Raw genomic sequence first — 13,293 nt, forward strand, 5'->3', positions numbered from 1 at the left:
AGGCACAAGGTCTGAGCGTACCTATAGCATTGGCTGCGGTCAAAACAAATGGGCCGTCACCCCGCCTCCGCGCGGAGCGAGTGAAGCCCGTGAAAGGGAATGATCTTCGAAAGGGTGGCTCCGGCCCCTTTCCGTTCTCCCACGCGTCACACTGCCGCGATACCGAACATGACCAACAGGAACAGGAAAGCGGCCCAGCCGGCCACGGACAGCCAGCCGAGCACCAGCCCGGCCACCGCGAGCCCGTCCCCCTGATCCCCCGAGCGCCGGATCTCCGCACGGGCCATGTGCCCCAGCACCACGGCCGGGATGCCGGTCACCCCGCCCGTCGCCAGGCACAGCACCCCGCACACCATGGACCCGATCGCCTTCTCGTTGGTCTTCTGCCGGGGCAGGAACGTCGCCGGCGCCATGGGGACGGCGTGCTGCTGCACCACCGCGGTCTGCGGCACGGGACCCTGCGGCAGATCGGCCACCAGCAGCGAGAGATCCGCCACCGTACGGGCCTGGTAGGCCCGCGCCACCCGCCGCTCGAGCTCCTGCTGGTCCAGACGGCCCTCCGCGTACCCGGCCCGGAGCACGTCCACGGTGCGCTCCCGGTCCGCGTGCGAGGCCAGCATCGGGGGCCCGCCCTGCTGCGGCCCGCCCGGTCCGCCCCACGGCTGTGGAGCGCCTCGCCCCTGCCAGGGCTGCCACGACGGATACGGCGACTGCGACACCAGGTACCTCCCCCGACTGCACACGTCATTCCATCATGCGCCCACGCAAAGCCTTACGGCATGGGCTACGCGTCACGAAACCGGTACAGGTCATCGGTACGGGTCACTCGTACAGCTCACGGATACGGATCGCGGAACGCCGCAGGGCGGCCACCCCATTGTGCCCGGGGTGACCGCCCTGCGGTACTTCAGCCGACTCGCCTACTGGTTGTACGGACCGTAGTCGTAGTCCTCCAGCGGAACGGCCTGGCCGGAGCCCGTGCCGAACGGCGAGTAGTCGATGTCGTCGTAGCCGACGGCCGAGTACATCGCGGCCTTGGCCTCCTCGGTCGGCTCGACCCGGATGTTGCGGTAACGGGACAGACCCGTACCGGCCGGGATGAGCTTACCGATGATGACGTTCTCCTTGAGGCCGATCAGGGAGTCGGACTTGGCGTTGATCGCCGCGTCCGTGAGGACCCTGGTCGTCTCCTGGAAGGACGCCGCCGACAGCCACGACTCGGTCGCCAGCGAGGCCTTGGTGATACCCATCAGCTGCGGACGACCGGAGGCCGGGTGACCGCCCTCCTGGACCACACGACGGTTCTCGGTCTCGAACTTCGAGCGCTCGACCAGCTCGCCGGGCAGCAGCTCGGCGTCGCCGGACTCGATGATCGTCACGCGGCGGAGCATCTGCCGGATGATGATCTCGATGTGCTTGTCGTGGATCGACACGCCCTGCGAGTTGTAGACCTTCTGGACCTCGCCGACCAGGTGGACCTGGACGGCCCGCTGACCCAGGATGCGCAGCACGTCGTGCGGGTTGGTGGCACCCACAGTGAGCTTCTGGCCCACCTCGACGTGATCGCCCTCGCCGACCAGCAGACGGGCGCGCTTCGAGATCGGGAACGCCGTCTCGTCGCTGCCGTCGTCCGGGGTGACGACGATCTTCTTCGTCTTCTCGGTCTCCTCGATCCGGACGCGGCCGGCGGCCTCGGAGATCGGGGCGACACCCTTCGGGGTACGGGCCTCGAAGAGCTCGACGACACGCGGCAGACCCTGGGTGATGTCGTCACCGGCCACACCACCGGTGTGGAAGGTACGCATCGTCAGCTGGGTACCGGGCTCACCGATGGACTGGGCGGCGATGATGCCGACCGCCTCACCGATGTCGACCAGCTTGCCGGTGGCCAGCGAACGGCCGTAGCACATGGCGCAGGTGCCGACGGCGGACTCGCAGGTCAGGATCGAACGGGTCTTGACCTGCTCGACGCCGTGGTGCACCAGCTGCTCGATGAGCACGTCACCGAGGTCGACGTTGGCCGGCGCGATCACCTTGCCGTCGATGACGACGTCCTCGGCGAGCATGCGGGCGTAGACGCTGGTCTCGACGTCGTCCGCCTTGCGCAGGGTGCCGTCGGCCTCCCGCGTGGCGATCCGCAGCTTCAGACCGCGGTCGGTGCCGCAGTCCTCCTCGCGGATGATGACGTCCTGGGAGACGTCGACCAGACGACGGGTGAGGTAACCCGAGTCGGCGGTACGCAGGGCGGTGTCCGCCAGACCCTTACGGGCACCGTGCGTGGAGATGAAGTACTCCAGCACGGACAGACCCTCACGGAACGAGGCCTTGATGGGCCGCGGGATCGTCTCGTTCTTCGCGTTCGACACCAGACCACGCATACCGGCGATCTGACGCATCTGCATCATGTTGCCTCGTGCGCCCGAGTTCACCATCATGAAGATCGGGTTGGTCTTCGGGAAGTTGTCGTTCATCGCCTCGGCGACCTCGTTGGTCGCCTTGGTCCAGATCGCGATGAGCTCCTGCGTGCGCTCGTCCTTGGTGATCAGACCGCGCTCGTACTGCTTCTGGACCTTCTCGTCCTGCGCCTCGTAGCCGTGGACGATCGCCTTCTTCGCCTCGGGAACGACGACGTCGGAGATGGCGACGGTGACGCCGGAACGGGTCGCCCAGTGGAAGCCGGCCGCCTTCAGGTTGTCGAGCGTCGCCGCCACGATGACCTTCGGGTAGCGCTCGGCGAGGTCGTTGACGATCTCGGAGAGCTGCTTCTTGCCGACCTCGTAGTCGACGAACGGGTAGTCCTCGGGCAGCAGCTCGTTGAAGAGCGCACGGCCCAGGGTGGTGCTCAGCCGGAAGGAGTCACCCTGCTGCCACTCCGGCTCACCCTCTTCACGCACCGGCGGGATCCAGCCGCGCGGCGGGATGGTGCCGACCGGGAAGCGGACGTCGATCTTCGACTGGAGCGACAGCTCGCCCGCGTCGAAGGCCATGATCGCCTCGGCGACCGAGGAGAAGGAACGCTCCTCGCCCTTGAGTTCGCGCATCTCGCCGTCGGTGGTGAGGAAGAACAGACCGAGGACCATGTCCTGGGTCGGCATCGTCACCGGACGGCCGTCGGCCGGCTTGAGGATGTTGTTCGAGGACAGCATCAGGATGCGGGCCTCGGCCTGTGCCTCCGCGGACAGCGGCAGGTGCACGGCCATCTGGTCACCGTCGAAGTCCGCGTTGAACGCGGTGCAGACGAGCGGGTGGATCTGAATGGCCTTGCCCTCGACCAGCTGCGGCTCGAAGGCCTGGATGCCGAGACGGTGCAGCGTGGGCGCACGGTTCAGCAGAACCGGGTGCTCCGCGATGACCTCTTCGAGGACGTCGTACACCACAGTGCGCCCACGCTCGACCATGCGCTTGGCGCTCTTGATGTTCTGCGCGTGGTTCAGGTCGACCAGACGCTTCATCACGAACGGCTTGAACAGCTCCAGCGCCATCGCCTTCGGCAGACCGCACTGGTGCAGCTTCAGCTGCGGACCGACGACGATCACGGAACGCGCGGAGTAGTCCACGCGCTTGCCGAGCAGGTTCTGACGGAAGCGGCCCTGCTTGCCCTTGAGCATGTCGGACAGCGACTTCAGCGGACGGTTGCCGGGGCCCGTCACCGGGCGGCCACGACGGCCGTTGTCGAAGAGCGCGTCGACGGCCTCCTGGAGCATGCGCTTCTCGTTGTTCACGATGATCTCGGGCGCGCCGAGGTCGAGAAGCCGCTTCAGGCGGTTGTTGCGGTTGATCACGCGGCGGTACAGGTCGTTCAGGTCGGAGGTCGCGAAGCGGCCACCGTCCAGCTGCACCATCGGACGCAGGTCCGGCGGGATGACCGGCACGCAGTCCAGCACCATGCCCTTGGGGCTGTTGCTGGTCTGCAGGAACGCGGAGACGACCTTGAGGCGCTTGAGCGCGCGGGTCTTCTTCTGGCCCTTGCCGGTGCGGATGATCTCGCGGAGACGCTCGGCCTCCTCCTCGAGGTCGAAGGACTCCAGGCGCTTCTGCAGCGCCGCGGCACCCATCGAGCCGTCGAAGTACGTGCCGAAGCGGTCACGCAGCTCGCGGTAGAGCAGTTCGTCGCCCTCGAGGTCCTGGACCTTGAGGTTCTTGAACCGGTTCCACACCTCGTCGAGACGGTCGATCTCGCGCTGCGCGCGGTCGCGCAGCTGCTTCATCTCACGCTCGGCGCCCTCGCGCACCTTGCGGCGCACGTCGGCCTTGGCGCCCTCGGCCTCGAGTTCGGCCAGGTCGGTCTCGAGCTTCTTGGCGCGGGCCTCCAGGTCGGCGTCGCGACGGTTCTCCACCTGCTGGCGCTCGACGGAGACGTGCGCCTCCAGCGAGGGCAGGTCGCGGGTGCGGCGCTCCTCGTCGACGTACGTGATCATGTACGCCGCGAAGTAGATGACCTTCTCCAGGTCCTTCGGGGCGAGATCGAGCAGGTAACCGAGGCGCGACGGAACGCCCTTGAAGTACCAGATGTGCGTGACGGGCGCGGCCAGCTCGATGTGGCCCATCCGCTCACGGCGCACCTTGGCGCGCGTGACCTCGACGCCACAGCGCTCACAGATGATGCCCTTGAAACGGACGCGCTTGTACTTGCCGCAGTAGCACTCCCAGTCCCGGGTCGGACCGAAGATCTTCTCGCAGAAGAGTCCGTCCTTTTCCGGCTTGAGGGTGCGGTAGTTGATGGTCTCGGGCTTCTTGACCTCGCCGTGGCTCCACTGACGGATGTCGTCAGCGGTGGCCAGGCCGATCCGGAGCTCGTCGAAGAAGTTGACGTCGAGCACTATGCGTCAATCCCTCTCAGGGTCGTAAGTCGTGGGGTCTGAAACGGGGTCCTGGGGCCGGCCGGAGGTTCAGGGATCTTCATCGCTGAACCTCCGGACCGAAACTCCCGTCAGACCTCTTCGACGCTGCTCGGCTCGCGCCGGGACAGGTCGATGCCGAGCTCCTCCGCAGCGCGGAAGACGTCCTCGTCGGTGTCACGCATCTCGATGGACATGCCGTCGCTGGACAGCACCTCCACGTTCAGGCACAGGGACTGCATCTCCTTGATGAGGACCTTGAAGGACTCGGGGATGCCCGGCTCGGGGATGTTCTCGCCCTTGACGATGGCCTCGTAGACCTTCACACGGCCGGTGACGTCGTCGGACTTGATGGTCAGCAGCTCCTGGAGGGCGTACGCGGCGCCGTACGCCTCCAGCGCCCACACCTCCATCTCGCCGAAGCGCTGGCCACCGAACTGGGCCTTACCGCCCAGCGGCTGCTGGGTGATCATCGAGTACGGACCGGTCGAGCGGGCGTGCAGCTTGTCGTCGACCAGGTGGTGCAGCTTGAGGATGTACATGTAGCCGACCGAGATCGGCTCCGGGAACGGCTCACCGGAGCGGCCGTCGAACAGCCGCGCCTTACCGCTCGGGAGCACCATGCGCTCGCCGTCGCGGTTCGGGATGGTGTGCTGCAGCAGACCGGCCAGCTCGTCCTCGCGCGCACCGTCGAAGACCGGGGTGGCGACGTTGGTGCCGGGCTCGACGCGGTCGGCGCCGATGGCCCGCAGACGCTCGGCCCATTCCTCGGCGAGGCCGGAGACGTCCCAGCCACGGCTGGCGAGCCAGCCGAGGTGGATCTCCAGTACCTGCCCCGGGTTCATTCGGGACGGCACACCCAGCGGGTTGAGGATGATGTCGACCGGGGTGCCGTCCTCCAGGAACGGCATGTCCTCGATCGGCAGGATCTTCGAGATGACGCCCTTGTTGCCGTGGCGGCCGGCGAGCTTGTCACCGTCGGTGATCTTGCGCTTCTGCGCGACGTAGACACGCACCAGCTGGTTCACACCGGGGGGAAGCTCGTCGCCCTCCTCGCGGTCGAAGACGCGCACGCCGATGATCTTGCCGATCTCGCCGTGCGGCACCTTCAGCGAGGTGTCGCGGACCTCACGGGCCTTCTCACCGAAGATCGCACGCAGCAGGCGCTCCTCGGGGGTCAGCTCGGTCTCGCCCTTGGGCGTGACCTTGCCGACGAGGATGTCGCCGGCGACGACCTCGGCACCGATGCGGATGATGCCGCGCTCGTCGAGGTCGGCGAGGACCTCCTCGGAGACGTTCGGGATGTCCCGGGTGATCTCCTCGGGGCCGAGCTTGGTGTCACGGGCGTCGACCTCGTGCTCCTCGATGTGGATCGAGGAGAGGACGTCGTCCTGCACGAGGCGCTGCGACAGGATGATCGCGTCCTCGTAGTTGTGGCCCTCCCACGGCATGAACGCGACCAGCAGGTTCTTGCCGAGCGCCATCTCGCCGTTCTCGGTGGCCGGACCGTCGGCGAGGACCTGGCCCTCGACGACGCGGTCGCCCTCGTTGACGATGACCTTCTGGTTGACCGAGGTGCCCTGGTTGGAGCGGGCGAACTTGGCCAGGCGGTACGTGATGTACGTGCCGTCGTCGTTGGTGGTGGTGATGTAGTCCGCGGAGACCTCCTGGACCACACCCGACTTCTCGGCCTTGACCACGTCACCGGCGTCGGCGGCGGAGCGGTACTCCATGCCGGTGCCGACGAGCGGGGCCTCGGACCTGATCAGCGGCACGGCCTGACGCATCATGTTCGCGCCCATGAGGGCACGGTTGGCGTCGTCGTGCTCGAGGAAGGGAATCATGGCGGTCGCGACCGACACCATCTGGCGCGGCGAGACGTCCATGTAGTCGACCTCGTCGGGGCTGACGTAGTCGACCTCGCCGCCCTTGCGGCGGACCAGCACGCGGGGCTCGGCGAACCGCAGGTCGTCGGTGAGCGGCGAGTTGGCCTGCGCGATGACGAAGCGGTCCTCCTCGTCTGCGGTCAGGTAGTCGACGTCGTCGGTGACCTGGCCGTCGCTCACATTGCGGTAGGGGGTCTCGACGAAACCGAACGCGTTGACCCGGCCGTAGGAGGCGAGCGAGCCGATCAGACCGATGTTCGGGCCTTCGGGCGTCTCGATCGGGCACATGCGGCCGTAGTGCGAGGGGTGCACGTCACGGACCTCGAAGCCGGCCCGCTCACGGGAGAGACCACCCGGGCCGAGCGCGGACAGACGACGCTTGTGCGTCAGCCCGGACAGCGGGTTGTTCTGGTCCATGAACTGGGACAGCTGGCTGGTGCCGAAGAACTCCTTGATGGAGGCGACGACCGGCCGGATGTTGATCAGGGTCTGCGGCGTGATCGCCTCGACGTCCTGCGTGGTCATGCGCTCACGGACGACGCGCTCCATCCGGGCCAGACCCGTACGGACCTGGTTCTGGATGAGCTCGCCGACGCTGCGCAGGCGCCGGTTGCCGAAGTGATCGATGTCGTCCGTCTCGACGACGATGGTCTGGCCGCTGTCGCCGACGGTCTCGATCTCACCGGCGTGCAGCTTCACCAGGTACTTGATCGTCGAGATGACGTCCTCGACGGTCAGCACGCCCGCGTCGAGCGGCGCGTCGGCACCCAGCTTCTTGTTGACCTTGTAGCGGCCGACCTTGGCCAGGTCGTAGCGCTTGGGGTTGAAGTAGAGGTTCTCGAGCAGCGTCTGCGCGGCCTCGCGGGTGGGGGGCTCGCCCGGACGCAGCTTGCGGTAGATGTCGAGCAGCGCGTCGTCCTGGCCCTGGGTGTGGTCCTTCTCCAGGGTGGCGCGCATGGACTCGTACTCGCCGAACTCCTCGAGGATCTGCTCGGTGGTCCAGCCGAGCGCCTTGAGCAGGACGGTGACGGACTGCTTGCGCTTGCGGTCGACGCGGACGCCGACCATGTCGCGCTTGTCGATCTCCATCTCCAGCCAGGCACCCCGGGACGGGATGATCTTGGCGGAGAAGATGTCCTTGTCGGACGTCTTGTCGATGCTGGAGTCGAAGTAGACACCCGGCGAACGGACCAGCTGCGACACCACGACACGCTCGGTGCCGTTGATGACGAAGGTGCCCTTGTTCGTCATGAGCGGGAAGTCGCCCATGAAGACGGTCTGGGACTTGATCTCGCCGGTCTCGTTGTTGGTGAACTCGGCGGTGACGAAGAGCGGCGCCGCGTACGTGAAGTCACGGTCCTTGCACTCGTCGATGGAGTTCTTCGGCGGCTCGAAGCGGTGATCGCGGAAGGTCAGCGACATCGACCCGGAGAAGTCCTCGATCGGGGAGATCTCCTCGAAGATCTCCTCCAGACCGGACTTGGTGGGGACGTCCTGACCGTTCTCCAGAGCGGCCTCGACGCGAGCCTTCCAGGCGTCGTTGCCGAGCAGCCAGTCGAAGCTCTCGGTCTGCAGCGCGAGAAGGTTCGGAACCTCGAGGGGCTCCTTGATCTTTGCAAAGGAGATGCGCAGCGGGGCGGTGCTGGCGGCGTTGTTCGTATTCGCGGTCGAGGCATTGCGCGAGGCGGCCAAGAGGGGGTCCTTCCGAGGGCTCGGACTCACTACGCGCGTGCCGGCCCCCCACGGGACACGGTGTCGGACGCTTCTCCGTCCGACCGGGAAAGGCCAGGTCGGAGAGGTCTGATCGTCTGTGCTCAAGTGAGGGCAGACCCCTGGTGACGGGCAGGGGACAGCTAACAGGCAGCGCAAAGGGTCAGTGTAGCCACTCGGCACACTGATGTCCAGCGCGGGTTTTCGAGACCCTCAGAGGCCCTCGTTGTTCTCAACTCCTGCGGCACGGTCGTGCCCTCGACGCACCGTGATACTGCCCTCTTCGCCGTCGATCCATGCCTCGGATTCGGATCCTTGTGACGACGCGTCCTGAGAATTGCGCGCTGCGTGCGGTTCGTCAAGGCCCCCCTTGCCCGAACCGCCTCTCAACAGGCGACTCTTCGTGGCCCGCGGAAGGCCACATCGAAGATCACCATACCCCCCGCCGTCCCAGGGGCAAGGCAGCCGCCGCCGGGCCCCGGACACACCGAGGAGCGACCACCCGGATGGATGATCGCTCCTCGGCGCTTACGCGTTACACGTCCTGCTGGACGCGGTGCGGATCCGGCTCAGCCGGGCCGCTGGAGTCCTGTCGGACCCGGAAGGTCTTACTTGACCTCGACGGAGGCGCCGGCGCCCTCGAGGGCCTCCTTGGCCTTGTCGGCGGCTTCCTTGTTGACCTTCTCGACGACGGGCTTCGGCGCACCGTCGACCAGGTCCTTGGCCTCCTTCAGGCCGAGGGAGGTCAGCTCGCGCACGACCTTGATGACCTGGATCTTCTTGTCGCCGGCGCCGGTGAGGATGACGTCGAACTCGTCCTTCTCCGGCTCGGCCTCGGCGGCACCGGCGGCAGCACCGCCACCGGCGACGACGACCGGGGCGGCCGCAGCGGCGGTGACGTCGAACTTCTCCTCGAAGGCCTTCACGAACTCGGAGAGCTCGATGAGGGTCATGCCCTCGAACTGGGCCAGCAGCTCGTCCTGGGTGAGCTTCGCCATGATGGCGGTCCTTCCACTAAATCGGCAGGTGCCGGATGTACTGGGTGAGGCGGGCGTACGTCGGGCCCGCATCGACCCTCACCTCATGCGGTGAGGATCGGAAAGCGAGCCGAATTACTCGGCACCGCCCTGCTCGTCCTGCTTGGCACGGAGCGCGTCCACGGTGCGGACGAGCTTCGACGGCAGCGCCTGGAAGACGGAGGCAGCCTGGGACTGCTTCGCCTTGAAGGCACCGGCCAGCTTGGAGAGCAGAACCTCGCGGGACTCGAGGTCCGCAAGCTTCTTGATCTCGTCGGCGGACAGCGCCTTGCCGTCAAGGACACCGCCCTTGATGACGAGATTCGGGTTGTCCTTGGCGAAGTCACGGAGACCCTTCGCCGACTCCACCGGGTCACCGGTGACGAAGGCGACCGCCGTCGGACCAGCGAAGAGCTGGTCGTCCAGCGTGATCCCGGCCTCGTTGGCCGCAATCTTGGTCAGCGTGTTCTTCACCACGGCGTACTGGGCGTTCTCACCGAGCGAACGACGCAGCGTCTTGAGCTGCGCCACGGTGAGACCGCGGTACTCGGTCAGCACGGCGGCGTTGGAGCTGCGGAACTTGTCCGTCAGCTCGGCAACCGCAGCAGCCTTGTCGGGCCTCGCCATAGAGCCTCGGCCTCCTTCCGGGTGATTCGGACCGCGCGGACCCGAAGGAGGACTGGGAAAAACGAAACGCCCCGGGCGCAGGCGCACGGGGCGAGGCTCAACCGGTGATTCGCATCCTCGCGGCAGCGAATTCCGGGAACTCTTCCACTGTCACCTGCGCGGGTCGTCCGCAGTTCAGCGGATCCTTCGGCCACCGCACTCTCTGACGAGCGCACGGCAACAACCAGCGGTCTTTGGCTTCTTCAGGAGAGTACGGGAACGGATCGCCGCGAGGCAAATCCGTTCCCGGGAGCAGCCGACCGGTCCGATCCGGGCCGGTCAGCCCTGCTCGGCTTCCTTCATCATCTCGGCCAGGTCGGCGGTCTCCTCGGCCGGCGGGGCCTCGACGGTCACCGGCTTGTTGACGTCGAGGAACTTGACGGTCATGTCCAGCGGGCCCTGGGGGGCGTCGCCGCGCATCCGGAACTGCTTGGTGTGGTCCTCACCGTCGACCCACATGTCCATCGTGAGCGATTCGACGCCCATCTTCTCGTACTTCTCGATGCTCTTCTCACCGGCCTCGGCGGCCTTGGCGTCCTTGTCCTTGAGCGAGTCGCGCAGGTCGTCGAGGGTGACGGTACCCGAGTAGTGAGTGGTCTCGACCCCGTCGATCTTCTCGGTTCCGACCTTCTTCACGTCCTTCGCGCCGGCGAGGAAGGTGGACTCGGTGGCCGGGTCCTGCTCGGCCTGGCGGGGGGCGCCGAGCTCGTTCGACTCCGCGTCGGCGCCGAGCGCGGCCATGTCGAACTTCATCCAGCTCTTGCCGTCCATCTCCTTGGCCATCTCGGCGCCGCCGCCGATGTACATGGCCTTGTCGACGAGCCGGATCTCCACCTTCTCCTGCGCACCCTCGTCGGGAGCCGTTATCTGCATGCTCACGGCGACGTCGGGCTTGGCCCGCATCGAGGCCTCAATCTCGATCTTGCCCTGCTCCGGGACCTCACCGGTCATCGTGTACCGGAAGGACGTGATGTCCTCGGTGTTCTTCGCCGCCTTGGCCACGGCCGCCGCCGGCGTCATCTCGGGCGACTCCTCGGAGCCACTGGAACAGCCGACCGCGCCGGCCGCAAGAACGAGTGCGGTGAGTCCGGCGGCAGGTATGGAAGTTCTCATCGAATCCCCCCAGGTCCTCGGTTCCCCCCAGGGAACACATGGCTTGTACAACAAGGATTTTGACCCTATCTCACACCTCTGACAGCGGCTTTCGAGTTCTGCCGGAGGCTCCCGGATGGCCTGGCAGGGGATGCGGCGAGCAGCGGCTCAGGGGGCGGCACGCCGGCCGTCCAGCACGTTCGTGGCGTCCTGGGTGTCGGCGGCGGGGGGAGCCTCGGTCGTCACCTGCACGCCGTAGTCGGCGTAGTACGCGGTCTGGGTGAGCCGGCCTGTCGCCGTCTCCGCCCGCTCCACCTTCTTGACCAGCAGATCCCGGTCGTCGACCCAGACGTCCACCGTCTGGGTGGTGACCCCGGACCTGATCAACTGCTCCTTGAGATCCGCCAGTTCGGCCGACCGCTCCGTCCCTGGGCCCGGGTTCCGGATCTTCAGACGGGCCGGTTCCACCGTGCCGGAGTAGCGCGTGCGGGCGTGCCCCGCACCTGTTCCTCACCGACCCTCCGCACGTCGCCGGAGGCCAGCAGCAGCTTCACGCACCGCTGGGGCGTGAAGCCGCGGATCTGGTCACCGAGACCGGCGGCTCCGCCGCCTGCGATGTCCTCCAGGTCGTCGTGGCCGTACCGGAGCCAGTGCCCGCCGCCCGTCCGCGCGGCGAACGTGTCGCCCATGCGCGCGTAGTAGGCGTCGGGCAGGTAGCGGGCCTCCATCGACGTGCTGCCGAGGCGGCGCATGGCGTCGGCCACCGCGCCGTCCGTGTAGGTGATGGTCAGGGTGCCGATGAGGTCGTCGCCCCAGGCGAGGGTGCCGTCGGCCGTCATGGACATCAGCGAGCCCATGGCCGTGGTGGACTCCACGCGGGCGGAGCCCGCGCCGGCGGTGGAGCGCTCGGCGGACCGCAGCGCCGTGACGGACCGCAGGCGCGACGCCTCGTCCCGCTGTCCGGCGCCGGCACCACGGCCGCCGGAGGAGTAGGCGGAGCCAGAAGGGCCGGAGGGGCCGGAGGCAGCCGAGGAGGTGCAGGCGGAGATCGCGGTCAGCGTGGTCAGCGCCGTGAGCGCGAGCGACGCCGCGAGCACGAGGCCCGTACGGCGCACGGTCGTGATCGTCATCGGTCCCGGTCCCACCCGTACGCGCCCCCGCCCTCTCCCGTGCGAACCCCCTGGCCGCACCGTAGCGCAGACCACCCGGCACACGTGCCGGAACCGGAACGGGCCCCGGGCCCGCAGCAGGGATGCTGCGGGCCCGGGGCCCGTGACCGGTCGGGACGAGCCCTCAGGCTCAGACCGCCGCCGGGTCCTCCTCGACGAGGAGGTTGCGGGTGCGGTTCGGGTCGAGCGGAATGCCCGGGCCCATCGTGGTCGTCATCGAGGCCTTCTTGATGTAGCGGCCCTTCGCGGCGGACGGCTTCAGACGGAGGATCTCGTCCAGCGCGGCGCCGTAGTTCTCCACCAGCTTGGTCTCGTCGAAGGACGTCTTGCCGATGATGAAGTGCAGGTTCGAGTGCTTGTCGACGCGGAACTCGATCTTGCCACCCTTGATGTCGTTGACAGCCTTGGTGACGTCCGGGGTCACGGTGCCGGTCTTGGGGTTCGGCATGAGACCACGGGGACCGAGCACGCGGCCGAGGCGGCCGACCTTGCCCATGAGGTCCGGGGTGGCGACGACGGCGTCGAAGTCCAGACGGCCCTTCGACACCTCGTCGATCAGTTCGTCGGCGCCGACGATGTCGGCGCCCGCGGCACGCGCGGCCTCGGCACGGTCGCCGGTCGCGAAGACCAGGACCCGGGCGGTCTTGCCGGTGCCGTGCGGGAGGTTCACGGTGCCACGGACCATCTGGTCGGCCTTGCGCGGGTCGACACCCAGACGGAAGGCGACCTCGACGGTGCCGTCGAACTTGGACGTGGAGGTCTCCTTGGCGAGACGGACGGCCTCGAGCGGGGCGTACTGCTTCTCCCGGTCGATCTTGGCGTCCGCAGCGCGGAGAGACTTGCTGCGCTTGCTCACTTAAAGCTCCTGTGGGTTCTTAGGAGTCGTGGTCCGGGCCGAGCGGGCCCTTCCACACTT

The 13,293-nt window shown here is 67.4% G+C and carries 7 protein-coding genes and 1 pseudogene; all 8 read right to left on the reverse strand.

The genetic code is table 11. The annotated features are described in order from the left end of the window. Window positions 1-146 precede the first annotated feature (146 nt). Window positions 147-719 (reverse strand): DUF1707 and DUF4190 domain-containing protein, encoded by a 573-nt coding sequence (locus DIZ27_RS29670; RefSeq protein WP_109381566.1) that lies wholly within the window; start codon window positions 717-719, stop codon window positions 147-149. 201 nt (window positions 720-920) lie between these two features. Continuing rightward, window positions 921-4,820 carry a DNA-directed RNA polymerase subunit beta' gene (locus tag DIZ27_RS29675; protein ID WP_109381534.1) on the reverse strand — a complete coding sequence of 1,300 codons (3,900 nt, stop codon included), beginning with the start codon at window positions 4,818-4,820 and terminating at the stop codon, window positions 921-923. A 110-nt stretch (window positions 4,821-4,930) separates the two neighbouring features. Further along, a complete protein-coding gene (gene rpoB / locus DIZ27_RS29680; protein ID WP_109381535.1) occupies window positions 4,931-8,416 on the reverse strand; it encodes a DNA-directed RNA polymerase subunit beta in 3,486 nt (1,161 codons plus the stop codon). Window positions 8,417-9,042: 626 nt separating this feature from the next. After that, window positions 9,043-9,432: a 50S ribosomal protein L7/L12 gene (gene rplL / locus DIZ27_RS29690; RefSeq protein ID WP_109381536.1), complete on the reverse strand. Its 390-nt coding sequence runs from the start codon at window positions 9,430-9,432 to the stop codon at window positions 9,043-9,045. A gap of 114 nt (window positions 9,433-9,546) precedes the next feature. Next, window positions 9,547-10,077, reverse strand: a complete 531-nt coding sequence (rplJ, locus tag DIZ27_RS29695; RefSeq protein WP_006130602.1) for a 50S ribosomal protein L10 — start codon at window positions 10,075-10,077, stop codon at window positions 9,547-9,549. Between the two features lie 318 nt (window positions 10,078-10,395). Next, window positions 10,396-11,229, reverse strand: a complete 834-nt coding sequence (locus tag DIZ27_RS29700) for a DUF1396 domain-containing protein (protein WP_109381537.1) — start codon at window positions 11,227-11,229, stop codon at window positions 10,396-10,398. A gap of 147 nt (window positions 11,230-11,376) precedes the next feature. Beyond that, window positions 11,377-12,338 (reverse strand): annotated as a pseudogene (locus tag DIZ27_RS29705) (hypothetical protein). Window positions 12,339-12,507: 169 nt separating this feature from the next. Continuing rightward, window positions 12,508-13,233, reverse strand: coding sequence for a 50S ribosomal protein L1 (rplA, locus tag DIZ27_RS29710; protein ID WP_109381538.1), 726 nt, complete (start codon window positions 13,231-13,233; stop codon window positions 12,508-12,510). Between the last annotated feature and the right edge of the window lie 60 nt (window positions 13,234-13,293).

It is taken from the genome of Streptomyces sp. NWU339, from assembly GCF_003143855.1.
Lineage (GTDB): Bacteria > Actinomycetota > Actinomycetes > Streptomycetales > Streptomycetaceae > Streptomyces.

Excerpts from the sequence above, each read along its gene's own strand:
- rplL (WP_109381536.1), bottom strand. The coding sequence starts at position 9,432 with ATGGCGAAGCTCACCCAGGACGAGCTGCTGGCCCAGTTCGAGGGCATG.
- rplJ (WP_006130602.1), bottom strand. The coding sequence starts at position 10,077 with ATGGCGAGGCCCGACAAGGCTGCTGCGGTTGCCGAGCTGACGGACAAG.
- DIZ27_RS29700 (WP_109381537.1), bottom strand. The coding sequence starts at position 11,229 with ATGAGAACTTCCATACCTGCCGCCGGACTCACCGCACTCGTTCTTGCG.